Annotated in this window: 23 protein-coding genes; 15 read left to right on the top strand and 8 right to left on the bottom strand. The window is 70.0% G+C overall.

What is annotated here, in order from left to right; all coding sequences use genetic code 11:
- Positions 1-396 precede the first annotated feature (396 nt).
- Positions 397-1,107 carry a DUF2637 domain-containing protein gene (locus ACFYNL_RS18150; protein WP_388803977.1) on the top strand — a complete coding sequence of 237 codons (711 nt, stop codon included), beginning with the start codon at positions 397-399 and terminating at the stop codon, positions 1,105-1,107.
- Between the two features lie 2 nt (positions 1,108-1,109).
- Here ACFYNL_RS18150 and ACFYNL_RS18155 read toward each other — a convergent pair whose 3' ends face one another.
- Both ACFYNL_RS18155 and ACFYNL_RS18160 read right to left on the bottom strand, forming a co-directional pair.
- Positions 1,110-1,409, bottom strand: coding sequence for a zinc-ribbon domain-containing protein (locus ACFYNL_RS18155; protein ID WP_388803980.1), 300 nt, complete (start codon positions 1,407-1,409; stop codon positions 1,110-1,112).
- A 105-nt stretch (positions 1,410-1,514) separates the two neighbouring features.
- Entirely contained in the window at positions 1,515-3,809 is a 2,295-nt protein-coding gene (locus ACFYNL_RS18160) for a heterodisulfide reductase-related iron-sulfur binding cluster (RefSeq protein WP_388803983.1), read from the bottom strand.
- A 218-nt stretch (positions 3,810-4,027) separates the two neighbouring features.
- On the opposite strand from ACFYNL_RS18160, the gene ACFYNL_RS18165 reads away from it, so the two are divergent.
- The 5 genes from ACFYNL_RS18165 to ACFYNL_RS18185 all read left to right on the top strand — a co-directional run bounded on the left by ACFYNL_RS18165 (position 4,028) and on the right by ACFYNL_RS18185 (position 9,363).
- The gene (locus ACFYNL_RS18165; protein ID WP_388803986.1) at positions 4,028-5,071 is read left to right on the top strand and encodes an MraY family glycosyltransferase; all 1,044 of its coding nucleotides are present in this window, start codon (positions 4,028-4,030) and stop codon (positions 5,069-5,071) included.
- Positions 5,072-5,186: 115 nt separating this feature from the next.
- Positions 5,187-7,034: a molecular chaperone DnaK gene (gene dnaK / locus ACFYNL_RS18170; protein ID WP_388803989.1), complete on the top strand. Its 1,848-nt coding sequence runs from the start codon at positions 5,187-5,189 to the stop codon at positions 7,032-7,034.
- Positions 7,034-7,687 (top strand): nucleotide exchange factor GrpE, encoded by a 654-nt coding sequence (gene grpE / locus ACFYNL_RS18175; protein WP_388803992.1) that lies wholly within the window; start codon positions 7,034-7,036, stop codon positions 7,685-7,687. Before dnaK ends, grpE begins: the two co-directional genes overlap by 1 nt.
- Positions 7,688-7,729: 42 nt before the next feature.
- A complete protein-coding gene (dnaJ, locus tag ACFYNL_RS18180) occupies positions 7,730-8,911 on the top strand; it encodes a molecular chaperone DnaJ (RefSeq protein WP_388803995.1) in 1,182 nt (393 codons plus the stop codon).
- A 5-nt stretch (positions 8,912-8,916) separates the two neighbouring features.
- Complete coding sequence (locus ACFYNL_RS18185; RefSeq protein ID WP_388803998.1) at positions 8,917-9,363, top strand: heat shock protein transcriptional repressor HspR; 447 nt, start codon at positions 8,917-8,919, stop codon at positions 9,361-9,363.
- A gap of 71 nt (positions 9,364-9,434) precedes the next feature.
- Here ACFYNL_RS18185 and ACFYNL_RS18190 read toward each other — a convergent pair whose 3' ends face one another.
- Positions 9,435-9,947 (bottom strand): hypothetical protein, encoded by a 513-nt coding sequence (locus ACFYNL_RS18190; RefSeq protein WP_388804001.1) that lies wholly within the window; start codon positions 9,945-9,947, stop codon positions 9,435-9,437.
- A gap of 516 nt (positions 9,948-10,463) precedes the next feature.
- On the opposite strand from ACFYNL_RS18190, the gene ACFYNL_RS18195 reads away from it, so the two are divergent.
- Positions 10,464-11,597 carry a sugar ABC transporter substrate-binding protein gene (locus ACFYNL_RS18195; protein ID WP_388804004.1) on the top strand — a complete coding sequence of 378 codons (1,134 nt, stop codon included), beginning with the start codon at positions 10,464-10,466 and terminating at the stop codon, positions 11,595-11,597.
- 430 nt (positions 11,598-12,027) lie between these two features.
- Positions 12,028-13,104 carry a LuxR C-terminal-related transcriptional regulator gene (locus ACFYNL_RS18200; RefSeq protein ID WP_388804007.1) on the top strand — a complete coding sequence of 359 codons (1,077 nt, stop codon included), beginning with the start codon at positions 12,028-12,030 and terminating at the stop codon, positions 13,102-13,104.
- Here the strand turns inward: ACFYNL_RS18200 and ACFYNL_RS18205 are convergent.
- Together ACFYNL_RS18205 and ACFYNL_RS18210 are read right to left on the bottom strand one after the other, a co-directional pair.
- Positions 13,031-14,047 carry a LuxR C-terminal-related transcriptional regulator gene (locus ACFYNL_RS18205; RefSeq protein WP_388804010.1) on the bottom strand — a complete coding sequence of 339 codons (1,017 nt, stop codon included), beginning with the start codon at positions 14,045-14,047 and terminating at the stop codon, positions 13,031-13,033. The two genes, ACFYNL_RS18200 and ACFYNL_RS18205, sit on opposite strands and share 74 nt — an antisense overlap.
- Positions 14,044-15,078, bottom strand: coding sequence for a helix-turn-helix transcriptional regulator (locus ACFYNL_RS18210; RefSeq protein ID WP_388804013.1), 1,035 nt, complete (start codon positions 15,076-15,078; stop codon positions 14,044-14,046). Before ACFYNL_RS18210 ends, ACFYNL_RS18205 begins: the two co-directional genes overlap by 4 nt.
- A 390-nt stretch (positions 15,079-15,468) precedes the next feature.
- Between ACFYNL_RS18210 and ACFYNL_RS18215 the strand changes: the two genes are divergently transcribed.
- Positions 15,469-15,765 carry a (2Fe-2S)-binding protein gene (locus ACFYNL_RS18215; protein WP_388804596.1) on the top strand — a complete coding sequence of 99 codons (297 nt, stop codon included), beginning with the start codon at positions 15,469-15,471 and terminating at the stop codon, positions 15,763-15,765.
- Positions 15,766-15,944: 179 nt separating this feature from the next.
- Here the strand turns inward: ACFYNL_RS18215 and ACFYNL_RS18220 are convergent, their stop codons facing one another.
- Positions 15,945-16,358 (bottom strand): pyridoxamine 5'-phosphate oxidase family protein, encoded by a 414-nt coding sequence (locus tag ACFYNL_RS18220; RefSeq protein ID WP_388804016.1) that lies wholly within the window; start codon positions 16,356-16,358, stop codon positions 15,945-15,947.
- A 128-nt stretch (positions 16,359-16,486) separates the two neighbouring features.
- Here ACFYNL_RS18220 and clpB point away from each other — a divergent pair, with 128 nt between their 5' ends.
- Both clpB and ACFYNL_RS18230 read left to right on the top strand, forming a co-directional pair.
- Positions 16,487-19,084: an ATP-dependent chaperone ClpB gene (clpB, locus tag ACFYNL_RS18225; RefSeq protein WP_388804019.1), complete on the top strand. Its 2,598-nt coding sequence runs from the start codon at positions 16,487-16,489 to the stop codon at positions 19,082-19,084.
- A gap of 139 nt (positions 19,085-19,223) precedes the next feature.
- Positions 19,224-19,751 carry a YbjN domain-containing protein gene (locus tag ACFYNL_RS18230; protein ID WP_019756423.1) on the top strand — a complete coding sequence of 176 codons (528 nt, stop codon included), beginning with the start codon at positions 19,224-19,226 and terminating at the stop codon, positions 19,749-19,751.
- A 203-nt stretch (positions 19,752-19,954) separates the two neighbouring features.
- On the opposite strand, the gene ACFYNL_RS18235 is transcribed toward ACFYNL_RS18230, so the two are convergent.
- Positions 19,955-21,154, bottom strand: a complete 1,200-nt coding sequence (locus ACFYNL_RS18235) for a pyridoxal phosphate-dependent aminotransferase (protein WP_388804023.1) — start codon at positions 21,152-21,154, stop codon at positions 19,955-19,957.
- Positions 21,155-21,293: 139 nt separating this feature from the next.
- Here ACFYNL_RS18235 and ACFYNL_RS18240 point away from each other — a divergent pair, with 139 nt between their 5' ends.
- From ACFYNL_RS18240 to ACFYNL_RS18255, 4 genes are all read left to right on the top strand, one after another.
- On the top strand, positions 21,294-21,548 hold the full coding sequence (locus ACFYNL_RS18240) for a hypothetical protein (RefSeq protein ID WP_388804026.1): 255 nt from the start codon (positions 21,294-21,296) through the stop codon (positions 21,546-21,548).
- A gap of 387 nt (positions 21,549-21,935) precedes the next feature.
- Positions 21,936-22,469 carry a DUF2617 family protein gene (locus ACFYNL_RS18245; protein ID WP_388804029.1) on the top strand — a complete coding sequence of 178 codons (534 nt, stop codon included), beginning with the start codon at positions 21,936-21,938 and terminating at the stop codon, positions 22,467-22,469.
- A 119-nt stretch (positions 22,470-22,588) separates the two neighbouring features.
- Positions 22,589-24,232, top strand: a complete 1,644-nt coding sequence (locus ACFYNL_RS18250) for a polyamine aminopropyltransferase (protein WP_388804032.1) — start codon at positions 22,589-22,591, stop codon at positions 24,230-24,232.
- A 95-nt stretch (positions 24,233-24,327) separates the two neighbouring features.
- Positions 24,328-25,206, top strand: coding sequence for an SRPBCC domain-containing protein (locus tag ACFYNL_RS18255; RefSeq protein ID WP_388804035.1), 879 nt, complete (start codon positions 24,328-24,330; stop codon positions 25,204-25,206).
- Positions 25,207-25,251: 45 nt separating this feature from the next.
- On the opposite strand, the gene ACFYNL_RS18260 is transcribed toward ACFYNL_RS18255, so the two are convergent.
- Positions 25,252-26,718 (bottom strand): MFS transporter, encoded by a 1,467-nt coding sequence (locus tag ACFYNL_RS18260; protein WP_388804038.1) that lies wholly within the window; start codon positions 26,716-26,718, stop codon positions 25,252-25,254.
- Positions 26,719-26,770: the final 52 nt, after the last annotated feature.

The following is a 26,770-nucleotide window of genomic DNA, read 5'->3' on the forward strand; positions in this document are numbered from 1 at the left end:
TGCCGTCCCGCTGGGAACGCCACGGTTCGCGCGAATGATTCGACGGGTCACGCGCCCGGTCACGCAGGGAGCGAGGTGTGCCCAGCGGTACGGTCCACACATATTCGGAATTTCATTGGGAAGTCGACGGCATTGGATATTCCTGATAATCACCGTTGACGGATATTCCCCCGAATGCCAGATGTCCTGCGCCGTCCGGTGCTCGTTAGGTGGACGTGACTTGGCAGGAAAGATATGCGGCTGAGGACGGCTCGCTCCGCCTCTGGCAGGCAGCTGATCAGACCACTGCGGAAAGCATCACACACTGCTCGGATCTGCTTGACGACTTCCTGAGAACCATCAGTCGGATGGAGAGTGAATATCTCAGGGAGTCAAGGGAAGTGGAGAACTTTTAAAATGAGGTCCGATTATGACGCGCTAGACGGACAGCCGCTCACTCAACAGGTCGACACGCAGCACTTCTGGCAGGTCCCCGATCCGACGATCACGTCCGAGGGCTGGGATCCGGACGCCGAACTGGCGCAGATGCTGAACACCACGCACGGGGTCGACCTGAACCCCGCTCCACCCCTGCCGACCCCCGCCTCGCCGCTGTCGGACGGCGCTCGCCGCCCCCGCCGCCCGGTCAACCGGCGACGGCACCAGGCGAGCTCGCACTTCCTTGCCGGCAACCCCAAGGTCATCACTGTCGCGGTCCTGGTCGCGGCCATCACGGTGTGCGCGGTGACGATGCTGACCTGGTCCATCTCGTACTCGTACGATCAGCTCCGCGCCATCGCGCTGCTCGTGGTGTCGCCGAAGCTGGCGCAATGGTGGCCGCTCACGGTGTACGGGCCGTGGATGTTAGCGGGACTGTCCATCCTGCGAGCCGCGGTTCAGCGGAGAACCGCCCGGCGTTCCTGGGCCGTCATGCTGGTTTCCTCCGGCACGGCGGTGGCGCTCTGCATCGGCCAGTCCCCGCATTCCCTGCTCGCGATGGTGATCGTCGGAATTCCACCGATCACCGCCCTGATCTGCTTTCGGGAACTCGTCGGTCAGTTCTCGTCACGGCCGGGTCCGAAACACGCCGCCGACGCGCTGGGCGGGTCCAAGCAGAACCGGTCCTGAGATCAGTACCGGTAGGGCTGCTGCGGCGACTGCCCGTACGGCTGCCGGCCGTCGTGGGCACCGCCGGGGACGGCCTGTGCCTGGAGCTGCTCGGCCTGCTCCGCGGTCACCTTCTGCTCGGCGCCGCAGAAGGTGCACTGCGTGGCGTACTTGGTCGAGAACGGGAACAGCGGCACGAAGAACAGCGTGAACTTCGTGACGCGCTTGCGGAGCGTGTGCGCGGCGGGGTTGCCGCACTGGCCGCACACCAGCGTCAGTATCGCCAGCTGGTAGAGGTAGCCCTTGGTGCCGAAGATGATCACGCGGTCGGTCCTTTCGATCAGTTCCTGCCCTCAAGCCTGCCGCACCACGACGCCCCCTGTCCCGCGTGGGAACAGGGGGCGTCGCGCTGTGCCGCGTGGGCCCGGTCACTTCACCGGCGTCGGCTCCGGCTCGCTCTCCGCCTCGGCCTCGCCCGCCGGGGGCTCGTCGTCCGGGACGGGGGTCTTGACGGACTCCAGCAGCAGCTGGGCGACGTCGACGACCTGGATCGACTCCTTGGCCTTGCCGTCGTTCTTCTTGCCGTTGACCGAGTCGGTCAGCATGACCAGGCAGAACGGGCAGGCCGTGGACACGATGTCCGGGTTGACGGAGAGGGCCTCGTCGACGCGCTCGTTGTTGATGCGCTTGCCGATCCGCTCCTCCATCCACATCCGCGCACCACCGGCGCCACAGCAGAAGCCGCGCTCCTTGTGACGGTGCATCTCCTCGTTGCGGACGCCCGGGACGCTGGCGATGATCTCGCGCGGCGGCGTGTAGATCTTGTTGTGGCGGCCCAGGTAGCACGGGTCGTGGTAGGTGATGATGCCCTCGACCGGCGTGACCGGGACCAGCTTGCCCTCGTCCACCAGGTGCTGGAGCAGCTGGGTGTGGTGGATGACCTCGTAGTCGCCGCCGATCTGCGGGTACTCGTTGCCGATCGTGTTGAGGCAGTGCGGGCAGGTGGCGACGATCTTCTTCGCCGACTTCGGCTTCTTCGACTCGGGCACGACGTTGCCCTCGTCGTCCATCTCCTCGCCGAACGCCATGTTCAAAGCCATGACGTTCTCCATGCCGAGCTCCTGGAACAGGGGCTCGTTGCCGAGGCGGCGGGCGGAGTCACCGGTGCACTTCTCGTCGCCGCCCATGATCGCGAACTTCACGCCCGCCATGTGCAGCAGCTCGGCGAAGGCCTTGGTGGTCTTCTTCGCCCGGTCCTCCAGGGCGCCGGCGCAGCCCACCCAGTACAGGTACTCGACCTCGGTGAGGTCCTCGATGTCCTTGCCGACGACCGGCACCTCGAAGTCGACTTCCTTCAGCCACTCCAGGCGCTGCTTCTTCGCCAGACCCCAGGGGTTGCCCTTCTTCTCCAGGTTCTTGAGCATCGTGCCCGCCTCGGACGGGAAGGCGCTCTCGATCATCACCTGGTAGCGGCGCATGTCGACGATGTGGTCGATGTGCTCGATGTCCACCGGGCACTGCTCGACGCAGGCGCCGCAGGTGGTGCAGGACCACAGGACGTCCGGGTCGATGACGCCGTTCTCTTCCACGGTGCCGATCAGCGGGCGCTCGGCCTCCGCGAGGGCGGCCGCGGGGACGTCCTTGAGCTGCTCCTCGGACGCCTTCTCCTCGCCCTCCATGGTCTTGCCGCCGCCGGCCAGCAGGTACGGCGCCTTGGCGTGCGCGTGGTCGCGCAGCGACATGATCAGCAGCTTCGGGGAGAGCGGCTTGCCCGTGTTCCAGGCGGGGCACTGCGACTGGCAGCGGCCGCACTCGGTGCAGGTGGAGAAGTCCAGCAGGCCCTTCCAGGAGAACTGCTCGACCTGGGAGACACCGAAGACGTCGTCGTCACCGGGGTCGGTGAAGTCGATCGGCTTGCCGCCGGACGTCATGGGCTGCAGGGCGCCGAGGGCCGTCTCACCGGTGGCGTTGCGCTTGAACCAGATGTTCGGGAAGGCCAGGAAGCGGTGCCAGGCCACACCCATGTTGGTGTTCAGCGAGACCACGATCATCCAGATGAACGAGGTGCTGATCTTCACCATCGCGGTGAGGTAGATCAGGTTCTGCAGCGCGGTCACGCTCAGGCCCTTGAAGGCCAGGACCAGCGGGTACGAGGCGAAGTACGCGGCCTCGTAGTGCTCCACGTGGTGGATCGCACCCTCCAGGCCGCGCAGCACGTAGATCGCGAGGCCGATGGTGAGGATGACGTACTCGACGAAGTACGCCTGGCCGGACTTGGAGCCGGCGAAGCGGGACTTGCGCCCGGCGCGGGACGGCAGGCTCAGTAGCCGGATGACCATCAGCACGGCGATGCCCAGGATCGTCATCACGCCGATGAACTCGATGTAGAGCTCGAACGGCAGGAACCCGCCGATGACCGGCAGCGTCCAGTCCGCCTGGAAGAGCTGCCCGAACGCCTGCGCGAGGGTCGGCGGCAGAGTCAGGAAGCCGACCGCCACGAACCAGTGGGCGATGCCGACGACGCCCCACCGGTTCATCCGGGTGTGGCCGAGGAACTCCCGTACCAGCGTCACACTGCGCGCGTAGGGGTTGTCGGTCCGGCTGCCGGCCGGTACCGGCTGGCCGAGCTTGAAGTACCGGACGAACTGGCCGATGGCGCGTGCGAGCAGCGCAACGCCGACCACGGTCAGGACCAGCGACACGATGATCGCGGCGAGTTGCATTTCGGGGCTCCTCGGGCCTGCGAGGGGTTCTTCGGGAGGGGTTCTACGAGGGGATCTTCGAGATTACTAAGCGGTAACTTATGCAGTCCGTCTGAGACTACCCCCATCTTCCGTCGCACTGTAGCCAGGTGCGGGGTGATCTGAATCGCTGAGGGTTGCCTTAAGATCCGATCGTGTTATTCATCACGAATTGGGGCATATCGCACTAACCTAGCGCCGTGCTGTACGGGATTGCCGCTGCCACGAGCGCCCTACTCCTCGCCGCCTTCCTCGCGGCGCTGTTCCGGCTGCCCGCTCTGCGCCTCGGCATCGTCGACCGTCGACGTCAGCGGCCCCTGCCGCTGCTCGGCGGTGCGGGTGTCGCCCTCACCACCTGCCTGGTCGTCGCCGCCTGGGAGTGGGCGGGGGTCGCCCCGCTGGGCTCCGAGATCAGACGGCTGCTGATCGCCGCGGGCGCCGTCGCCCTCCTCGGGCTGGTCGCCGACGTACGGCGGGTGAAGGCGCGGTTCCTGCTCGGCGGTACGGCCGTGGCGGCGGCCTGCGTGGTGCCGTACGGCGAGACGGGCTTCCTGTTCGGGGTGCCGGCCATCGGCTGGATCGTCGTCGTCAGCCTCGGTTTCAAGGCGCTCGACCACGCGGACGCGCTCGCCGGGACCGTCGGGGTCGTCACCGCCTTCGGTGTCGGTGTCTGCGCGGCGGCCGAGATGATGGACGAACTCGCCGTACTGCTGAGCGTGCTGGCCGCCGCCCTGACCGGTTTCCTCATGCACAACTGGCCGCCCGCGCGCATCGGTCTCGGATCGTGCGGGTCGCTGTTCATCGGGTTCGTGCTGGCCTCGTCGGCCGTGATGACCCGCGCCGGGCACCCTCCGGCCGCGAGCGCGGGTGTCCTCTACGCCCTCACCGCCCTGGTCACCGCCGACGTCCTGCTCGTGGTGGTGTCCCGCAGGCTGGCCGGACGGCCGCTGCTGCGCGGCGGACCGGACCATCTCGCCCATCGCCTGCGCCGGCTCGGCCTCACCCCGCCGGGGGCCGCCGTGCTGCTGGGGGTGCTGGCCTTCTCCGGGGTACTCGTCGGCGTCCTGGTGCACATGGGATGGGTGTCGCGGTCGAGCGCGTACTGGGTGGGGGTCGGGGCCCTGATCGTCGTACTCGCATCGCTGCGGATCAAGGTCTACGGGCCTCGGCGTCAACCCTCCTTCCCCCGGAGGGGGCCCGTGGGGACCTCCACTCGACTGGCATCCACGCAGGTCAGAGGCTAGTTGCGTGTAAGGAACAGATAAGACTTGAGTGGGGTGGACTCAGCTCTGTTGACCGGGGGGAGGCCGTCATGCACACTTGAGTCCGTTCCACTCAAGTCAGCTGGAGGAATCAACCATGGCACGTGCGGTCGGCATCGACCTGGGCACGACTAACTCCGTCGTCAGCGTTCTGGAGGGCGGCGAGCCCACCGTCATCACCAACGCCGAGGGCGCCAGGACCACGCCGTCCGTCGTCGCCTTCGCCAAGAACGGCGAGGTGCTGGTCGGCGAGGTGGCCAAGCGCCAGGCGGTCACCAACGTGGACCGGACCATCCGTTCCGTGAAGCGCCACATGGGCACCGACTGGAAGATGGAGCTCGACGGGAAGCCCTTCAACCCGCAGCAGATCTCCGCCTTCATCCTCCAGAAGCTGAAGCGGGACGCCGAGTCCTACCTGGGCGAGAAGGTCACGGACGCGGTCATCACCGTCCCGGCCTACTTCAACGACTCCGAGCGCCAGGCGACGAAGGAGGCCGGCGAGATCGCCGGTCTGAACGTCCTGCGCATCGTCAACGAGCCCACCGCGGCGGCGCTCGCGTACGGCCTCGACAAGGACGACCAGACGATCCTCGTCTTCGACCTCGGCGGCGGCACCTTCGACGTGTCCCTGCTGGAGATCGGCGACGGCGTCGTCGAGGTGAAGGCCACCAACGGTGACAACCACCTCGGTGGTGACGACTGGGACCAGCGCGTCGTCGACTACCTGGTGCAGCAGTTCAAGTCCGGTCACGGCGTGGACCTCGCCAAGGACAAGATGGCGCTGCAGCGTCTGCGTGAGGCCGCCGAGAAGGCCAAGATCGAGCTGTCCTCGTCCACCGAGACCTCGATCAACCTGCCTTACATCACCGCCTCCGCCGAGGGCCCGCTGCACCTGGACGAGAAGCTCACCCGGGCTCAGTTCCAGCAGCTGACGGCCGACCTGCTGGAGCGCTGCAAGACCCCGTTCTTCAACGTCATGAAGGACGCCGGCGTCTCCATCAACGAGATCGACCACGTCGTCCTCGTCGGTGGCTCGACCCGTATGCCCGCCGTCGCCGAGCTCGTCAAGGAGCTGACCGGCGGCAAGGAGGCCAACAAGGGCGTGAACCCGGACGAGGTCGTCGCCATCGGCGCCTCGCTCCAGGCCGGTGTCCTCAAGGGTGAGGTCAAGGACGTCCTGCTCCTCGACGTGACCCCGCTGTCCCTCGGTATCGAGACCAAGGGCGGCATCATGACCAAGCTCATCGAGCGCAACACCACGATCCCGACCAAGCGGTCCGAGATCTTCACCACGGCCGAGGACAACCAGCCGTCCGTGCAGATCCAGGTCTACCAGGGCGAGCGCGAGATCGCGGCGTACAACAAGAAGCTCGGGATGTTCGAGCTGACCGGTCTGCCGCCGGCGCCGCGCGGTGTCCCGCAGATCGAGGTCTCCTTCGACATCGACGCCAACGGCATCATGCACGTGACCGCCAAGGACCTGGGCACGGGCAAGGAGCAGAAGATGACCGTCACCGGCGGCTCCTCGCTGCCGAAGGACGAGGTCGACCGGATGCGCCAGGAGGCCGAGCAGTACGCGGAGGAGGACCACCGCCGCCGCGAGGCCGCCGAGACCCGCAACCAGGGCGAGCAGCTCGTCTACCAGACGGAGAAGTTCCTCAAGGACAACGAGGACAAGGTCCCCGCCGAGGTCAAGACCGAGGTCGAGTCGGCCGTCGAGGAGCTGAAGACCGCGCTCAAGGGCGAGGACACCGCCGAGATCCGCACGGCCACCGAGAAGGTCGCCGCGGTCTCCCAGAAGGTCGGCCAGGCCATGTACGCCGACGCCCAGGGCGCTCAGGCCGCGGGTGGTCCGGAGGGCGCCGCCCAGGGTGGCAAGCCCGCCGACGACGACGTCGTGGACGCCGAGATCGTGGACGACGAGCGCAAGGACGGTGCCGCGTAATGACGGAGGAGACCCCGGGCTTCGAGGAGAAGCCCGACGTCCCCTCCGGCGCGACCCCTGACGACGCCGAGTCGAAGGCCGCTCCTCAGGAGGGAGCGGCCCCGGCCGGGGACGGAGCAGCAGACGCGGGCCTGGTGGCCCAGCTGGACCAGGTGCGCACCGCGCTCGGTGAGCGCACCGCGGACCTCCAGCGGCTCCAGGCCGAGTACCAGAACTACCGCCGCCGGGTCGAGCGGGACCGGATCACGGTCAAGGAGATCGCCATCGCGAACCTCCTGACCGAGCTCCTGCCCGTGCTCGACGACATCGGCCGCGCGCGGGAGCACGGCGAGCTCGTCGGCGGATTCAAGTCCGTCGCGGAGTCGCTGGAGACCGTCGCGGCGAAGATGGGCCTGCAGCAGTTCGGCAAGGAGGGCGAGCCCTTCGACCCGACGATCCACGAGGCCCTGATGCACTCCTACGCGCCGGACGTCACCGAGACGACCTGCGTGGCGATCCTGCAGCCCGGGTACCGCATCGGCGAGCGCACCATCCGCCCCGCGCGGGTGGCCGTCGCCGAGCCCCAGCCGGGCGCGCAGACCGTCAAGACCGAGGAGTCCGAAGAGAACGCGGCGGCCGACGACAAGGAGAGCGGTGGCCCGGACGAGGGCTGACGTTGGACTGACGAACTCGACAGGGAAGGAGGGACGTCGGGGATGAGCACCAAGGACTTCATCGAGAAGGACTACTACAAGGTCCTCGGCGTCCCCAAGGACGCCACCGAGGCCGAGATCAAGAAGGCGTACCGCAAGCTCGCCCGCGAGTACCACCCGGACGCCAACAAGGGCAACGTCAAGGCTGAGGAGCGCTTCAAGGAGATCTCCGAGGCGAACGACGTCCTCGGCGACCCCAAGAAGCGCAAGGAGTACGACGAGGCTCGCGCCCTCTTCGGCAACGGCGGCTTCCGCCCGGGGCCGGGCGGCGCGGGCGGCTCCTTCAACTTCGACCTGGGCGACCTCTTCGGAGGCGGCGCCCAGGGCGGCCAGCAAGGAGCCGGCGGCTTCGGCGGCGGCCTCGGTGACGTCTTCGGGGGCCTGTTCAACCGGGGCGGTACGGGCACGACCCGCACCCAGCCCCGGCGCGGCCAGGACATCGACACCGAGGTCACCCTCAGCTTCACCGAGGCGATCGAGGGGGCGACGGTCCCGCTGCGCATGTCCTCGCAGTCTCCCTGCAAGGCCTGTGCGGGCACCGGTGACAAGAACGGCACGCCGAGGGTGTGCCCGACGTGTGTGGGCACCGGCCAGGTGGCGCGGGGCTCGGGCGGCGGGTTCTCCCTGACCGACCCGTGCCCGGACTGCAAGGGGCGCGGCCTGATCGCCGAGCACCCGTGCCTGGACTGCAAGGGCAGCGGGCGCGCCAAGTCGTCCCGGACCATGCAGGTCCGCATCCCGGCCGGGGTGTCGGACGGCCAGCGCATCCGGCTGCGCGGCAAGGGCGCGCCCGGTGAGCGCGGCGGCCCGGCGGGTGACCTCTACGTGACCGTGCACGTCGGCGAGCACCCGGTGTTCGGGCGCAAGGGCGACAACCTCACGGTGACCGTCCCCGTGACCTTCACGGAGGCGGCCCTCGGCGGCGAGGTCAGGGTCCCCACCCTGGGCGGACCGCCGGTCACGCTGAAACTGCCGCCCGGCACCCCCAACGGCCGCACCATGCGGGCGCGGGGCAAGGGCGCGGTCCGCAAGGACGGCACCCGCGGCGACCTGCTGGTCACCGTCGAGGTGAGTGTCCCGAAGGACCTTTCGGGGAAGGCTCGTGACGCGCTTGAGGCGTATCGCGAGGCAACCGCGGGTGAGGACCCGCGGGCGGAGCTGTTCCAGGCCGCGAAGGGAGCATGAGACAGATGGACGGTCGTCGACGCAACCCGTATGAACTGACCGAGGAGACCCCGGTCTACGTCATTTCGGTGGCGGCCCAGCTGTCCGGCCTGCACCCGCAGACCCTGCGCCAGTACGACCGCCTCGGCCTGGTGTCTCCCGACCGCACGGCCGGGCGGGGCCGCCGCTACTCGGCCCGCGACATCGAACTGCTGCGCACCGTCCAGCAGTTGTCGCAGGACGAGGGCATCAACCTGGCCGGTATCAAGCGCATCATCGAACTGGAGAACCAGGTCGCCGCGCTCCAGTCCCGGGTCGCCGAGATGCAGGCGGCCCTGGACGGCGCGGCGGCGGCGATGCAGCAGCGCGAGGCGGCGGTGCACGCGTCGTACCGCCGCGACCTGGTGCCGTACCAGGAGGTGCAGCAGACCAGCGCGCTGGTGGTGTGGCGGCCGAAGAAGGCCAGGGACTGAGCACGTACGCGGAAGCGAAGGGGCCCGGAGGTACGACCTCCGGGCCCCTTTCCGCGTACGTGGCACGGGCTTCAGGGAATGAGTTGTCCGATGGCGTCCGCGACCAGCATCCACATGGGCTGCGCGCCGGTGCCGAACGCGGCGGCGAGGGCGTACCCGAGAGCCACGTCCAGGGCCTCCGGGGCCGCGTCCGCCCGCCAGTCGGCCACCACCCTGCCGTCGCCCTCGCAGGTGAGAGCGGCCAGCCGCCGCCCGTCCCGCAGCAGGCGGCTGTCCGGCAGGGAGTCGGGCACCAGCCGCCAGACGTGTCCCGCGTACCGGACGTCGACCCGGTACGAACGCCGGGTCAGCCCTCCCTCCGCCGGGTACAGGCCGGCCTCCTCGCCGTCGACGGTGAGCGTGAGCCGGCCGGCGGCCCGGGTGCCGACGGGGATGTGCTCCTCGGCCTCGGTACCGGCGGCGCGGCTCAGTACGATCCGCGGGACCGCCTCGCCCTCGACGACGACATGACCGCGCTCGGTGTCCAGATGGACGGTCAGCGGGCCGAACAGGCTGTCCTCGACGGGGGTTTCGGTGGGAGTCATGAGGATGATCTTCTCAGACGCGGTCGGCCGACCGTTGCGGTGACCGACCGGTCCTCAGGTCCGCACGTCCTTCCCCAAGCCGATCCCGCGGCTGCCGTCGAGGGAAGCCGCCGGTGTCCCGGTCTGGCTGATATCGCCCTTTGAAGCCCATTGCGCGCTGTATGCCGGTGATGGCGCCTTTCCGGGCCGTGGTCGCGGCGATCGCGCGCCTGGCTGAGTTCATTCGTTCCTCTGGTCGAATGCGGTACGGCGGTCGGTAAGCCGCTCCGATCGCGACTCGCGCGGAATGGAGTCGGTTGTGTGGATCTTGCCCTTCCGTGCGATCGCGGTTCGGTGGAGGGGGCGTAAAGGGCGTTTGGAGGGGTTCCGTCATGTCTTCACATGCGCAGCGGAGCGTGGTGTTGCGCACTCGTTAAGTCATTCCGCTTGACGCTGGGGGCCGTCGCCGCGTTGTCTTTTCAGACATCTGGGCGCATTAGCGCCCGTGTCCCGATGGCACCAGAAGTGAGCTCCTCTATGCGTTCCATGCGCCCCACGCGTCGTCTCGCCACCGCCGTGGCCGCCGCGTCCACGATGACCCTTTCGCTGACCGCGTGCGGGACGCTGGGGGTCAGTGGGGACAGCAGCGCGGCGAGCCCGACCAAGGGCAACGACGTCACCGTGGGGCTGCTGCTGCCGGAGACGGCCAACACGCGCTACGACAAGTTCGACTACCCCATCATCAGGAACAAGGTCCAGGAACTCACCGACAAGCAGGGTCGGGTCGTCTACCTGAACGCCGACGCGGACGCGGCCAAGCAGGCCAGCCAGCTGCAGAAGATGATCGACGACCAGGTCGACGTGATCCTGCTGGACGCCGTCGACTCGCACGCCATCGCCGACGGCGTGCAGAAGGCCAAGGACGCCGGCATCCCGGTCATCGCCTACGACCGCCTGGCCGAGGGGCCCATCGACGCGTACGTCTCCTTCGACAACGAACTCGTCGGCGAGGTGCAGGGCCGCTCCCTGCTGGAGGCCATGGGCGGCTCCAGCGTCGACTCGTCCGACAAGATCGTGATGATGAACGGCTCGCCCACCGACCCGAACGCCGCGCAGTTCAAGGCGGGTGCCCTCTCCGAGCTCAAGGGCGCGGTCGACATCGCCAGGACCTACGACACCAAGGACTGGAAGCCGGAGAACGCCCAGACCAACATGGCCCAGGCCATCGCGGCCATCGGCGTGAACAACCTCAAGGGCGTCTACTCCGCCAACGACGGCATGGCCGCCGGAGTCATCAAGGCCCTCAAGGCCGCGGGCGTGACCAAGCTGCCGCCGATCACCGGGCAGGACGCCGAACTGGACGCCGTGCAGCGGATCATCGCCGGTGAGCAGTACATGAGCGTGTACAAGTCGTACCCGCAGGAGGCCGAGAGCGCCGCGGAGATGGCCGTGGCCAAGGTCCAGGGCAAGGACATCCAGTTCGACTCCCTCACCCAGGACCAGGTCGACAGCCCGACCCACAAGGGCATTGCGGCCCTGCTGGTGCCCGTGGTCGCGCTGACCGAGGACAACATCAAGGAGACCGTCGTCGCCGACGGCATCTACGAGCTTTCCGACATCTGCACCGCCAAGTACAAGGCGGCTTGCTCGGAGGTCGGGCTCGGCGGGTGACGTCAGCCGATTCCTTTGCGGGTGCGTGCGGTTGTTCCTTCTCCAGCCGCCGCACCCGCTGCTCTTCTCACACCCTCACGGTCCGGTGTTCGCGACTGTGACGTTCCCTGTCGCGGCCGTCAGGCGGACGTACGGCGATGCGAGGCCCACCCCATCAGCTTGTTGCAACCCGACGTGCGGAGGCCCGGAAATACCGGGACGTACCGGTATCCAACGGCACCCCTCCCGGCGTGAGCCGTGTTGCGGAGCACGGCCTGTCCGCGCATAGTTGCGCTGCGGAAGCGCGAGCGAACCGTAGGGCCGAAGGGCTGCCCACGGTGGCCTTCGACCATGGCCACGCCTCGCAGGGCTGTCCCGGCAAGGGTGTCGACACCGCGCTCCGGAGGTGAGCGAGCCGGCGAAAGAGGCAAGGACCGGGGGTGGACGGGCGATGGCCGGGCACGGGACGGAGGAGCATCCACACGGTGCCGACCGGCTGTGCGAGGCCGGGGATCGCGTGTATTCCCGGGCCGTACGGCGTGGCCGGGTGCCGCGCCGGGATGCGGAGCCGGTGCCCTGCCTGCTGGAACTCGCGTTGCTGCACCCCGACCCCGACGACATGGACTGGCTGGTGCCGACGTCCCCGCAGGAGGTCATGACGCGGCTGTTGCGCGGGGTGTACGACGAGGTCAGCGCGAGTCAGCGGCGGGTGGGTTCGGCGGTGGCGGCCTTCGAGTGGTACGCCGGGCTGGGCCAGCAGCCGCAGGCGGCCGGCGCGGAGGGCACGGCGATCCGGGTGCTGGACGGCCCCTCCCGCATCCAGGCGGCCCTGGACGCGGCGACGGAGGCGTGCACGGCGGAGGTGCTGACCGTGCAGCCCGGCGGTATCCGCCCCGAGCACGAACTGACCGAGGGCCTGCACCGGGCGCTGGCGTTGCGTGGGCGCGGCGTGCGGATGCGCGACCTGTACACGCATGTCGCCCGGCACGGCCAGGGCCTGCTCAACTACCTGGAACTCATGGGCGACGCCGTGGAGGCCCGCACGCTGGACGAGGTGATCGACCGGCTGATCCTCTTCGACCGCACAGTGGCCTTCATCCCCGCGAACGCCGACCGCACGATGGCGCTGGAGCTGCGGCATCCGGGGCTGGTGAACTACCTGGTGACGGTGTTCGAGAGGCTCTGGCGGCTGGCGATCCCGCTGACCGCGCCCCTCCCCGACACCGGCATCGAGGGCATCTCCCACCGTGAGCAGTCCATCGCCACGCTGCTCGCCGAGGGGCATCAGGACGCGGTGATCGCGGAGCGGCTGGGGATAAGCGTCCGGACCTGCAGGGCGCACATCGCGCGGTTGTCGGAGACGCTGGGCGCGGCGAGCCGTACGCAACTCGGGGTGCGGATCGCGCAGGTGGGGCTGGACCGGACGCGCGTGTCGTCGTCCGAGTCCGCGGTGGTCAGCGTGCCCGACGTGGCCGGGGTTCCTCGGGTGCAGGGGATTCCCGGTCAAGAATCCCCGACCGGCCGATGAGGTAGCCGAGCTGGGCCCGGCTCTCACTGCCCAGCGTCGCCGCGAGCTTGGCGATGTGGACGCGGGCGGTGCGGACGTTCATGCCGAGGCGGTCGGCTATGACGGCGTCGGTGTGGCCTTCGACGAGAAGGGCGGCTATGGCGCGCTGGCGCGCGGTGACGCCGTGCAGACTGGGCTGCTGGACCGCCTCGGGGTACATCGGGGTGGCCAGGCGCCACAGACGGTCGAAGGTGGTGGCCAGATAGGTGACCAGGGCCGGGTTGCGGATCTGCAGGGCGAGGGTGCGTTCCTGGTCGGCGGGGATGAACGCGACGGCGCGGTCGATGATGATGAGCCGGTCGGTGACCTCGTCGAGGGTGCGGGCCTCCGCCTCACCGTCGAGTCGTTCGTAGCGCGCGACGATGAACGGCACATGGCGCTGCGTGTGTTGGTAGAGGGTGCGGATACGGCCACCGCGGTCGAGCAGGGCCTGGTCGCGCTCCAGGGAGGCGGCCTGAGCCTCCTGCATCCGCCGGCCCCTGTGGGTGTGGGGCTGGACGGACAGCAGTTCCCGGTGTGCCGCATTCATGGCCTCTGTGATGGCCTGGTTGATCCGCTCGACACCGCTGAGCACCTCGATCCCCGCGGAGTGCGTCATCCCCGGGTCGTGCCCGCCGATCCGCATCAGCGGCTCGAAGATCTCGGCCAGCCGGGCCTCGCGTCGTCGCTCGTCGGCGATGCGGTCCTCGCAGACGCGCAGCAACCGGTGCAGCGCGAGGGCGGGCGCGACCGGCTCCAGGAAGCCGAGGTCGTCCAGGGCGGGGCGCAACAGACCGAGGTCGACGAGGCAGGGGGCGTCTTCACCGCGCTCGACGGGCACGTGGCCCTCACGCAGGGCCTGTTCGTACAGGGTCCTGCCCGCCTCGCACAGCGCCTCCGGTCCGTGGGTGTGCGCCTGGCTCACTCGGGTCTGCCTCCGGCCGGCGTCGACTGGTCCTGTTGCAGGATCCCCGACTGGGCTATGAGGTAGCCGAGTTGAGCGCGGCTGCCGCTGCCCAGGGCCGTGGCCAGTTTCGCGATGTGCGCTCGGCAGGTGCGCACGTTCATGCCCAGCCGGCGCGCTATGGCCTCGTCTACATGTCCTTCCACCAGGAGTTTGGCGATGGAGTGCTGGATCTCCGTGATCCCGTCGGGGGCGGTCTCGTAGGGAGCGCCCGCGCTCAGCGGAACCGCTCGGTCCCACATGAACTCGAAGACCTTGATCAGGTAACCGATCAGCCCCCGGTGACGGAGTTCCAGGGCGACTTTCTGGTCGTCCCGGATGGGGATGAAGGCCGTGGTCTCGTCGCAGATGATGAGCCGCTCGACCACTCCGTCGATGGTCCGGTACTCGACCTTGCCGTCGGAGAGCTGATCGACGTATGCGAGCCTCTCCGGGCTGTAGCGGGCCGTGTGCGGGTAGAGAGTCCTGATGCGCACCCCGCGTTCGATCAGGGGCCGGTCGCGTTCGAGCCCCTGGATGAGGCTGCGCTCGGGCCGGTGGCCGCTCGGCTGCACCGTGAGCATCTCGGTCTGGCACTGGGCGGTGGCGAGGTTGAGCGCCGCGTTGATCCGGTCGCTGCCTTCCAGCACCGTGATCGAGTCACTGGTGGTCGCCTGGGTGCTGAGGGCCATGAACGGCGCGAAAACGTCGGACAGTTCGATGGACAACCGTCGGCGCTCGGTGATCTCGTGCTCCAGCGGGCTGAGCCGCTGGGCGAGCGCGACCGCCGGAGGCACTGGTCGCAGCCAGCTCGGGTCGTCCGGATCCGGGTGCAGAAGGGAGAGTTCCTCCAAGCAGGGAGCCGTTTCCGCGTCCGCTCGGGAGATACGTCCCGCGCGGATGGCGTTTGCGTAAAGTCGGCTGCCTTCCCGACACAACTCGGTCACCGCATGGGGATGTGTCGCTTTAGTCTGATTAGTCCCCAAATCTCCACCCCCCAGGGTCCTGAACATGCAGGAACATGATGCACCGATCGTGTGGCCATGAAGTGCCCGAATGAGCCATCGTCTTACTCGACGGGGGAAGAGGGGACCTTCAAGTGAGGACGAAGCCGACTATGCGTAACAAAATGCTTCGCTCGGTGCTTGTCGCCATCTTCTCCGCCGTCGTGGCCGTCGGAACCGCAAGTGGCCTCTCCGGTACGAAGGGCGACAGTCGGGCGAAGGACAGTGTTTGGCCGGCGAGCGCCGCGACTCACGTCCTGGCGGACAGCGTCTGGCCGGGCGCGGCCGCGTCCGAGGCTCACGTCCTGTCGGACAGTGTGTGGCCGATTACGTCCGAGACCGAGGGAGCGGGGAGCTGACGTGACCACCCCACCCGACGACCGCTCCTTCCGCCGCGAGATGGCCACCGCCTACCGCTCCGGCTGGCACTTCATCGACCTGGTCACCGCGATCCCCCACCCCGGTGACTCGCTGATGGTGACCGTCTTCGGTGAGCCGGTCGTCGTCACGCGGGACGACGAGGAGGACGTACGGGCGTACCGGTGTCTGCGGCGGCCTCGGGGGGCGCCGCAGCCCGTGCGGTGCGCCATCCGGTACGGAATGATCTTCGTGAACCTCGACCAGCGCGACCACCGCCTGGTGGAGGCGGACGCTCCGACCGCTAGGACCATTTCAGCCACCCCCCGCAGTGCCTGACGCGATTCCCCCGTCGTAACAGATCGCTCAGGTGCTTCCCCCCGCAGCGGCGTCACCGTGACCTGAACACGGTGACGCCGCTGCAGTTTTCAGGCGACATGTCCCTGTATCCGACGGTTACGGGGGTGGCCGAAACCGGGCGACCGGTATCCGGCCACGCGGAAGCCGGGTCACCCCTCTCACCCCTTCCCCATCGCCCGTCGCAATGCGATCTCGATCACCACCCGGTCGGGATTGGGGCGCGGCGTCCGCCCGTAGCGTTCCGCGTAGCGCCGCTCCGCCTCGGCGATCAGCTCCGGCTCGTTCCGGACGCGGGCCACTCCCTCCAGCGTCGCCCAGCGCCGGCCGTCCACCTGACAGACCGCGACCCGTGCCCCGTCCTCTCCCGCGGCGAGTACATGGCCCACCTTCGCGCTCGACTTGCTCGCGATCACCCGAGCCAACCGTGCCTCGGGGTCGTATGTGACTCCGACGGGCACCACGTGCGGGGTGCCGTCCCGGCGCAGGGTCGTCAGGGTGCACAGATGCTTTTCCTGCCAGAAGGCGAGGTAGGGCGCGTCGGGTGCGCCGGGGTCCTGGGGGTATGCGGCCATGGGCGGACCCTAAGCCCTGGCGGACCGTCGTACATCTCCCGCTCCTACCTTGAGCGGAATAGACTCAACTTTGTGTACGCTGACTCAGTCAGTACTGGGCAAGCTGACGCCAGGAGGAGAACGGACACGTGGACGCAGAGCTGACCAACAGGAGCCGAGACGCGATCAACGCGGCCAGCAACCGGGCCGTGACCGAGGGGCACCCGGACCTCACCCCGGCCCACCTGCTCCTCGCTCTGCTTCAGGGGCAGGACAACGAGAACATCATCGACCTGCTGGCCGCCGTGGACGCCGACCAGGCGGCCGTGCGCGCGGGCGCGGAGAAGGCGCTCGCCGCCCTGCCCAGCGTGACCGGGTCCACCGTCGCACCCCCGCAACCCAACCGGGAGCTGCTCGCTGTCATCGCGGACGCCCAGGCGCGGGCAAAGGACCTCGGCGACGAGTACCTCTCCACCGAGCACCTCCTCATCGGCATCGCCGCCAAGGGCGGCCCGGCCGGCGAGGTGCTCACCCAGCAGGGGGCCGGCGCGAAGAAGCTGCTGGACGCCTTCCAGAAGGCGCGCGGCGGGCGCCGGGTGACCACGGCCGACCCCGAGGGGCAGTACAAGGCCCTGGAGAAGTTCGGCACCGACTTCACGGCCGCCGCGCGGGAGGGCAAGCTCGACCCCGTCATCGGGCGGGACCAGGAGATCCGGCGGGTGGTGCAGGTGCTGTCCCGCCGCACCAAGAACAACCCCGTCCTCATCGGCGAGCCGGGCGTCGGCAAGACCGCCGTCGTCGAAGGGCTCGCCCAGCGGATCGTCAAGGGCGACGTGCCCGAGTCGCTCAAGGACAAGCGGCTCGTCGCGCTCGACCTCGGGGCGATGGTCGCCGGGGCCAAGTACCGCGGCGAGTTCGAGGAGCGCCTGAAGACGGTCCTGGCCGAGATCAAGGACTCCGACGGGCAGATCATCACCTTCATCGACGAACTGCACACGGTGGTCGGCGCCGGGGCCGGCGGCGACTCCGCCATGGACGCCGGGAACATGCTCAAGCCGATGCTCGCGCGCGGCGAGCTGCGCATGGTGGGCGCCACGACCCTCGACGAGTACCGGGAGCGGATCGAGAAGGACCCCGCCCTGGAGCGCCGGTTCCAGCAGGTGCTGGTCGCCGAGCCGACCGTCGAGGACACCATCGCGATCCTGCGCGGGCTCAAGGGGCGCTACGAGGCCCACCACAAGGTGCAGATCGCGGACAGCGCGCTCGTCGCCGCCGCGACGCTCTCCGACCGGTACATCACCTCCCGCTTCCTGCCCGACAAGGCCATCGACCTGGTCGACGAGGCCGCCTCCCGGCTCCGCATGGAGATCGACTCCTCGCCCGTCGAGATCGACGAACTCCAGCGCTCCGTCGACCGGTTGAAGATGGAGGAGCTGGCGCTGGAGAAGGAGACCGACCCCGCCTCCCGGGAGCGCCTGGAGCGGCTGCGCCGCGACCTCGCCGACAAGGAGGAGGAACTGCGCGGCCTCACCGCCCGCTGGGAGAAGGAGAAGCAGTCCCTCAACCGGGTCGGCGAACTGAAGGAACGCCTCGACGAGGCACGCGGACAGGCCGAACGTGCCCAGCGCGACGGCGACTTCGACACCGCCAGCAAGCTGCTCTACGGCGAGATCCCGGCCCTGGAGCGGGACCTGGAGGCCGCCTCGCAGGCCGAGGAGGAGGCCGCCAAGTCCACGATGGTCAAGGAGGAGGTCGGCTCGGACGACATCGCCGACACCGTCGCCGCCTGGACCGGCATCCCGGCCGGCCGCCTGCTGGAGGGCGAGACGCAGAAGCTGCTGCGCATGGAGGACGAGCTGGGCAAGCGGCTCATCGGGCAGACGGAGGCGGTGCGGGCCGTGTCCGACGCCGTGCGCCGCACCCGCGCCGGCATCGCCGACCCGGACCGCCCGACCGGCTCCTTCCTCTTCCTCGGCCCGACCGGCGTCGGCAAGACCGAACTCGCCAAGGCCCTCGCCGACTTCCTCTTCGACGACGAGCGGGCGATGGTCCGCATCGACATGTCCGAGTACGGCGAGAAGCACACCGTGGCCCGGCTGGTCGGCGCGCCTCCCGGCTACATCGGCTACGAGGAGGGCGGCCAGCTCACGGAGGCGGTGCGCAGGCGGCCGTACAGCGTGGTGCTCCTCGACGAGGTCGAGAAGGCGCACCCGGAGGTCTTCGACATCCTCCTCCAGGTGCTGGACGACGGTCGGCTGACGGACGGTCAGGGCCGTACGGTCGACTTCCGCAACGCGATCCTGGTGCTGACGTCGAACCTGGGCAGCCAGTTCCTCGTCGACCCGATCAGGACCGAGGCGGAGAAGAAGGAGCAGGTCCTGGAGGTGGTCCGCGCCTCCTTCAAGCCGGAGTTCCTCAACCGGCTCGACGACCTGGTGGTCTTCTCCGCCCTGACCAAGGACGAGCTGGGCCGCATCGCCCGCCTCCAGATCGACCGCCTGGCCAAGCGGCTCGCGGAACGCCGCCTCACCCTGGAGGTCACCGACGAGGCCCTGGCCTGGCTCGCCGACGAGGGCATGGACCCGGCCTACGGCGCCCGCCCTCTGCGGCGCCTCGTCCAGACCGCCATCGGCGACCGCCTCGCCAAGGAGATCCTCTCCGGCGAGGTCAAGGACGGCGACACGGTCCGGGTCGACGCCTTCGGGGACGGCCTGATCGTGGGGCCGGAAACCGGCAAGACCCTGTGATGTCCGGGTACCCGGTGCACCGGGTACCCGACTCGATCACCGGATCGAGTCAGCCCACGGCTGACAGGGCCGTCCGGGCTTGCCACCCCCCTCCCCGGATGAGGGAGGATGGCGGGATCCGTACGAAGGGAAAATCACGGTGAGCATCGACCCGTCCTCGATTCCGAACTTCGGGGGCCAGCAGCCGCAGCCCGGGCCTCCGCCCGGCCCCGTAATCCCGGATCAGGACCTCGTGAAGCAGCTCCTCGACCAGATGGAGCTGAAGTACGTCGTCGACGACGAGGGTGACCTCGCGGCGCCGTGGGAGCAGTTCCGTACGTACTTCATGTTCCGCGGCGAGGGTGACCAGCAGGTCTTCTCGGTGCGGACGTTCTACGACCGGCCCCACAAGATCGACGAGAAGCCCCAGCTCCTGGAGTCGATCGACGACTGGAACCGCCGGACCCTGTGGCCCAAGGTCTACAGCCACACCCACGACGACGGCACCGTCCGCCTCATCGGCGAGGCGCAGATGCTGATCGGCACCGGCGTGAGCCTGGAGCACTTCGTCTCGTCGACGGTCAGCTGGGTGCGGGCCGCCATCGAGTTCGACAAGTGGCTCGTCGAGCAGCTCGGTCTGGAGCAGGAGATCAACGACGCGGAGAAGCCCGAGGACGACGAGGAGTAGTCCTCGTAGCGCACGTGCCCACGGCGGCGTACCGGCGATCACGACCGGAGCCGCGCCGCGGGTGAGGGAGAGCCCGGCCCAGGGCGCCCGGTCGGAACGGCCGGACGCCTGGGCCGGGCTCTCGCCGTAGAGGCCCCCGTCCACAGGCTGTGGACGGCTCGGCGGGCCGGCGGACGGTCGGGCCCGCGGGCATCCCGGAGTAGCTAGAACGCCGCCCTGAGCTGCTTCACGGCCTCCTCCAGCACCTCCGTGCGCTTGCAGAACGCGAACCGCACGAACGGCGCCCCTTCCTCCCGGTGGTCGTAGAAGACCGCGTTCGGAATGGCGACCACCCCGGCCCGCTCGGGCAGCGCGCGGCAGAAGGCGACGCCGTCCCGCTCGCCGAGGGGGCGGATGTCGGTGGTGACGAAGTACGTGCCCGCCGGCCTGAACACCCCGAAGCCCGCCTCCGCCAGCCCCGACACCAGCAGGTTCCGCTTGGTCCGCATGTCCTCGCGGAAGTCCGCGAAGTAGCTGTCGGGCAGGGCCAGCGCCTCCGCGACCGCGTACTGGAACGGCCCCGACGAGACGTACGTCAGGTACTGCTTGGCGGAGCGAACGGCGGTGACCAGGCCGGACGGCGCGGTCACCCAGCCGACCTTCCAGCCCGTGAACGAGAACGTCTTGCCCGCCGACCCGATGGTCACCGTCCGCTCCCGCATCCCCGGGAACGTGGCGAGCGGCAGGTGCTCGGCGTCGTCGAAGACCAGGTGCTCGTACACCTCGTCCGTCACCACGAGCAGGTCCCGCTCGACGGCCAGCTCGGCGATCACGGCCAGCTCCGCGCGGGTGAGGACCGTGCCCGTCGGGTTGTGCGGGCTGTTGATCAGCAGCAGGCGGGTGCGGTCCGTGACGGCGGCGCGCAACTCGTCGAGGTCGAGCCGGAAGCGCCGGTCGGTGTCCGAGCCGCCCGGCCGCAGGGTCACCGGCACCCGCGTCCCGCCCGCCATCGCGATGCACGCCGCGTACGAGTCGTAGTACGGCTCCAGGGCGATCACCTCGTCACCCGGCTCCAGCAACGCGAGCAGCGCCGCCGCGATGGCCTCGGTGGCGCCCGCGGTGACCAGGACCTCGCCGTCGGGGTCGTACGACAGGCCGTAGCGCCGCTCCTGGTGGGCGGCGATCGCGGTGCGCAGCTCGGGGACGCCCGGGCCCGGCGGGTACTGGTTGCCGCGGCCGTCGCGCAGCGCCCGCACGGCGGCCTCGCGGACCTCCTCGGGGCCGTCGGTGTCGGGGAAGCCCTGGCCCAGGTTGATGGACCCGGTCCGCAGGGCCAGCGCGGACATCTCCGCGAAGATCGTCGTCCCGAACTCGGCGAGCCGGCGGTTCAGCAGGGGGCGGGGACTGGAGGTCATGCCGGTCATCCTGCGCCCAAGCTCTGGAGTTCCTCAACTCTGCTTTGGGCCGCGAGAGGGCCGGGCATCTCCCTCGCACGCACCGAGCGGGAGGCGCCCACGGGGGACGCCTCGGTCCGCTTCGGGGGATCGGAAGGGGGCTGACGCCATGGTTACAGCCATTGTCGTGGTGCTGGTCGCAGTCGTGTTCACCGTGATCTTCGTGTCCATCGTCCGCAGCGGTGGACGTCCGGCCCAGCGCTCGCACAGCCGCAGGGGCCGCTCGCACGACAGCGGCGGCAGCAGCTGGTGGGCGAGCAGCGGAGGCAGCGGCTCGTCCTGCGGCGGCGGTGGGTCGTCCTGCGGCGGTGGGTCGTCCTGCGGCGGTGGCGGCGGGGGCGGATGCGGTGGGGGAGGCAGCTGACACGGGGCAGCTGAGCTCCCCGGAAGGGGGAACCGCATCCGTACCGAGCGGGGCCGGTGCCCGACCGGCCCCGCTGTGCTGTTCCCCGGGGCTCTCGGTGGGCCTGGTGCGCTCCGGCGCACGCCTCGTTCGGGTCGGCGCACGCCGGAGTTGAACAGGTGAGCTGATAAGCCCTCTGAGGGATGGAAAGCCCACGAACTTGGGTAAAAATGCTGTGGCGGCGCCACAGTTCATGATTCCCTGACACCCACCAACGCAGCCCCTCGGACGTCCCGCGGACACCCATCTGACCGGCCGACTGGGCTGACCGGGCCGATCTCCCGGTGTCGGCCGGGTTCGCCGGGGACCGACACCTCCCCTTTCCTTGTGTGCTTGCGGAGCGGATCCATGCTCACGACCCTGAACACCGCCTACACCGACACGCGCGCGGCCGATCTCGCCTGGGCCCTGGGGCGCGAGCCGCTGCCCGCCCTGGCCACCCTGGACCTCGAACTGACCGGTGCCAAACTCCAGTTGCGCCTGCTCGGCGCGTCCCACCAGGTGCTGCTGGAGGAGGAGCGGGGCGACTGCTCGGAGACGGTGGCCTGCATGCCCGGCAGCAGCACACCGCTGCCGCTCGGCGTGGCCAAGCGGGCGGACGACTGGGAGTACGAGTTCGCGGCCCGGGTGGAGAAGCTGTCGCCGGGTCAGTTCGCCGGTCGTGCACAGGAGTTGCTGGCGCTGGTCGCCGACCACCCGCACGGCCTTGCCGGCGTGTTCCCCGGCAGCCCGCACGCCTTCACCGCGCTGCTGGCCCAGCACCACGAGGGGCAGGTCCACTGGCGGACGTGGCACGCGTACCCGCAGGACGGGCAGTTGGTGGCGACCAGGACGAGGGTGGGGGTGCGCAGACCCGCGGCTCCTCGGCCGGTCAAGGCGTAGGGACGCCCGGACGAGCCGCCGACCGGCGATCGTCCTCGGCCGACTGCAAACGTCCGCCGCCGCAACACCACACGTGTGGGTGACGAAGCGTGCCGCAACCGTAACGTACCGTCGGCAGCGTGATCGAACCGCAGGCCCCCGCCCCACCCGGCACTCCGGCGCACCGGGGCGGTCGCGCGCGGCTTCCGGTCCGCCCGGGCACCGGGCGGTTCCTGGTCCTCGCGGGCGTCTTCGTCTGCGCCGCCTGCGGACTCGTGTACGAACTCGAACTGGTCGCACTCGCCTCGTACTTGATCGGCGACTCGGTCACCCAGGCCTCCGTGGTCCTGTCCGTCATGGTCTTCGCGATGGGCATCGGCTCCCTCGTCGCCAAGCGCCTGCGTCCGCTCGCCGCGGCCGGTTTCGGTGCCATCGAGGCCGTCCTCGCCCTGGTCGGCGGGTGCAGCGCGCTCGCCCTGTACGCCGTCTTCGCGTGGACCGGAGACTGGGGCGGGATGTGGGCCAACGGGCCCCGCTGCCTGCTCGTCGCCTTCTCCCTCATCATCGGCCTGCTGATCGGGGCCGAAGTGCCGCTCCTGATGGAGCTGATCCAGCGCATCCGACGGCAGGACGCCGGCGGCGCCGTGGCGGACCTGTTCGCCGCGGACTACGTCGGCGCGCTCGTCGGCGGCCTCGCCTTCCCCTTCCTCCTGCTGCCCCTGCTGGGCCAGTTGAGCGCGGCCCTGATCACCGGCGCCGTCAACGCCGTCGTGGGCGGCGCGCTCGTCCTCGGCCTCTTCCGCGGGGACCTCACCCGCCGCGCCCGCTGGCTGCTGGTCGCCGCCAACGTCGCCGTGCTCGGCGTCCTCGCCTCGGCCGCCGTACTCGTGGACGACTTCGAACGGGCGGCACGGCACGCGGTGTACGGGTGGGACGTCCGCGTGGCGATCCGGACCGAACTCCAGGAGGTCGTCATCACCGGCGGCACGCACGGCCGCCCCCTCGACCTCTTCCTCGACGGCCGCCTGCGTGTCAGCGGCAGCGACGAACGCCGCTACCACGAGGCGCTGGTCCACCCCGCGATGAGCGGCGAGCGCAGCCGGGTGCTGATCCTCGGCGGTGGTGACGGGCTGGCCGCGCGCGAGGTGCTGCGCCATCCCGGGGTGCACCGGGTGGATGTCGTCGAGGTCGACGCCGAGGTGGTGCGGCTGGCCCGCCGCGACCCCGCGCTGTCCGGGCTCAACGGCCACGCGTACGACGACAACCGCGTCCACGTCATGACGGACGACGCCTTCCACTGGCTGCGGGCGGCGCCGCCGGCGACGTACGACGTCATCGTCTCCGACCTGCCCGACCCCGGCATCACCGCCGGCACGAAGCTGTACTCGCAGGAGTTCTACGGCCTCGTCGGCCGTGCCCTGACCCCGCACGGCCGGCTCGCGGTCCACGCCGGGCCGGTGTCCTCCAGCCCCCGCGTCTTCTGGACGGTCGAGAGGACCCTGCGGGCGGCGGGTCTGGGCACCGTCCCGTACCGCGTCACGGGCGGCGACGCGGGCTTCACCCCCGGCCCCGACCGCTCGACGGTCCGGACCCGAGCCCCGCGCGACTGGGGGTTCGTCCTGGCCGGCCCAGGAGAACGACCGGCACTGCGGCTCCCCGCGGGGGAGGGGGCGCCGCGGTCGGGGACCTTGACGCGGAAGGGGCTTTCGGCGGCGGCGCGGGCGGCGGAGGGGATGCGGATCGCAGGGGCGGGGGTGTCGACGCTGGTGCATCCGCGGTACTGAGGGGCCGGCGAGGATACGCCCGGTGTGGCGGCGGGCGGTGAGAATCGCCGGATGTGGGGGTGCAGTTCACGCCATGCTGGGTAGGCTCGCTCAGCATGGAGCATGACGTGTTCGTTCCGGTTCCGGCCGAGCGGCTCAGGGAGGTGCTGGCCGATCCCGTGCGGGTCGCCCGGGCGGTCCCCGGGCTCCAGCAGGACGCCGGCGCCGAGCCCGTCGCGGGGCGGCTGAAGGTGCGCATCGGCGGTCACACCATCACCTACCGGGGGCTCGTACGGCTCACCGCGCAGGACGACGGAGCGTACGCCATGGAGGGCGACGCGACCGAGGCGCGCGGCACCGGCTCGGTCAAGCTCGCGCTCGTGCTGCGGCTGCTGGACGCGGACGGTGGCACCACGGTGCGGTTCGAGGGGTCGGCCTCCGCGGACGGGCGGGTGTCGGAACTGCCGGGGGATGCGGTCGGGACGGCCGTGACGCGCCTGCTGAACCGTTTCGCGGAGAACCTGGGGGCGGCGGCGGGTGAGCAGGGGCCGTCGGAGCCGGGCCCGGACGAGTCCGGGGACTCGTCGGAGGCCACGGAGGAGGGCCTGGCACCTGGAGAGTTCGAGACTCGGGTGACCAGCGACTTCGAGACGACGCCGGACGCGGACGACGCGCCGGCGCCGGAGTCCGTCTTCGACGCCGGGGTACCGCCGTCGTCGCCGGAGCCGTCGCCGGGGGAGCAGGAACCCAGGACAGACCCCGACAGCGACCCCGAGGAGGAACCGCCCGTCGCCGAGGCGGCCCACGCCCGCCGGACGATGATCGGCCGCAGCGCGGAGGAAGTGGACCACGCGCCCCCACGAGGGCGTTATGCGCCGGTCCCCGCCCCGCAGACGGTCGTCCCCAGCTCCACGCTGCGGTGGGCCGCACCTGCGGCGGCGCTGGTCTTCGCGTCGGCGATCGTGGTGGGGCGCATGCTGCGGCGGAGACGCTGACAGCCCTTCGCCCCGCCGGTGAGCAAATGCTCAGTATGTCCGTGGCTACGGCACCCGTCGTCGCACCGGTCGTCCCTCCAGTGGCGGTGCCGTCACGCCGCCGTGTGTGCGGCACTCGGGGCGTGTGCAGTCCGGCGGCGGGCGCCGGACCGTCGCGAAGGCGAGCAGCGCTCCGGCCACCAGTGCGCCCGCGCACAGGAGCATCGCCCGGCCGAACGCGTCGTCGAAGGCGTCCGGTGAACGGTAGGCCTCCGCGCCCATCCCGGTGAGCAGCGGCAGCGCCGCCACGGCGACCAGACCGGCCGCGCGGGCCGCCGCGTTGTTGATGCCGCTGGCCAGACCCGCCCGCGCGACGTCCACCGAGGCGAGGACGGTGGCGGTCAGCGGAGCGACCAGGGTGACCAGGCCGAGGCCGAGGACGAGCACGGCGGGGAGTACGTCGGTGACGTACGAGGCGTCCGGGCCGACGCGCAGCATCAGCAGCATCCCGGCCGCGCACAACAGGGGCCCGACGGTGAGCGGGATGCGCGGGCCGATCCGGTCGGCGAGGGCGCCGGAGCGGGCGGAGAGCAGCAGCATCAGGACAGTGGTCGGGAGCAGTGCCGTACCGGCGCCGAGGGCCGAGTAGCCCGAGACGACCTGGAGCTGGAGCGCGGCGAGGAAGAAGAAGCCGCCGAGAGCCGCGTACACGCAGAGAGTGACGAGGTTGACCGCCGTGAACTGGCGGGACGCGAAGATGTCGAGCGGCATCATCGGGTCGGGGCGGCGCTTCTCGACGACGACGAAGGCGACGCCCGCGGCCACACCCGCGACCGCGGTGAGGACGACGGCGAGGGAACCGGTGCCCGCCTCGATCAGTGCGTACGTCACCAGGGCGAGGGACAGGGCGCCCAGTGCCGCGCCGAGCACGTCGAAGCGGCCGTGCTTGCGTCCGTCCCCCGACTCGGGGACATGGCGCAGCGCGACGGGGACGCAGAGCAGTGCGAGGGGGACGTTGAGGAGGAAGATCCAGCGCCAGCCCGGGCCGTCCACCAGCCAGCCGCCCAGGAACGGGCCGGCCGCCGCGCCGATGCCCCCGAACCCCGACCACAGGCCGACCGCCCGTCCGCGGTCGTCGGGATGGAAGGACGCCTGGATCAGGGCCAAGGACCCCGGTGTGAGCAGCGCCCCGCCGATGCCCTGGAGCGCCCGGGCGGCGATGAGCACCCCGGCGTTCGGGGCGATGCCGCACAGCAAGGAGGCCCCCGCGAACCAGACGACCCCCACGACGAAGATCCTGCGGCGTCCGTACCGGTCCCCCAGCGACCCGCCCAGCAGGATCAGCCCGGCCAGCGTGAGCATGTACGCGTTGACCGTCCACTGCAGCGCGGCGAGGTCGGCGTCCAGGTCGCGGCCGATGCGCGGGAGGGCGATGTTGACGACGGTCGAGTCCAGCATCGCCATGCTGGAGCCGAGGACGGTGGTGAGCAGGATCCACCTGCCCTGCGGTGAGGCCAGCCGGACGTCGGGCATGCCCCCAGGTATACAGCGAGCCGGGTGCTGTGGCACCCGGCTCGCGGAAGAC

The organism is Streptomyces sp. NPDC007808, from assembly GCF_042868655.1.
GTDB lineage: Bacteria > Actinomycetota > Actinomycetes > Streptomycetales > Streptomycetaceae > Streptomyces.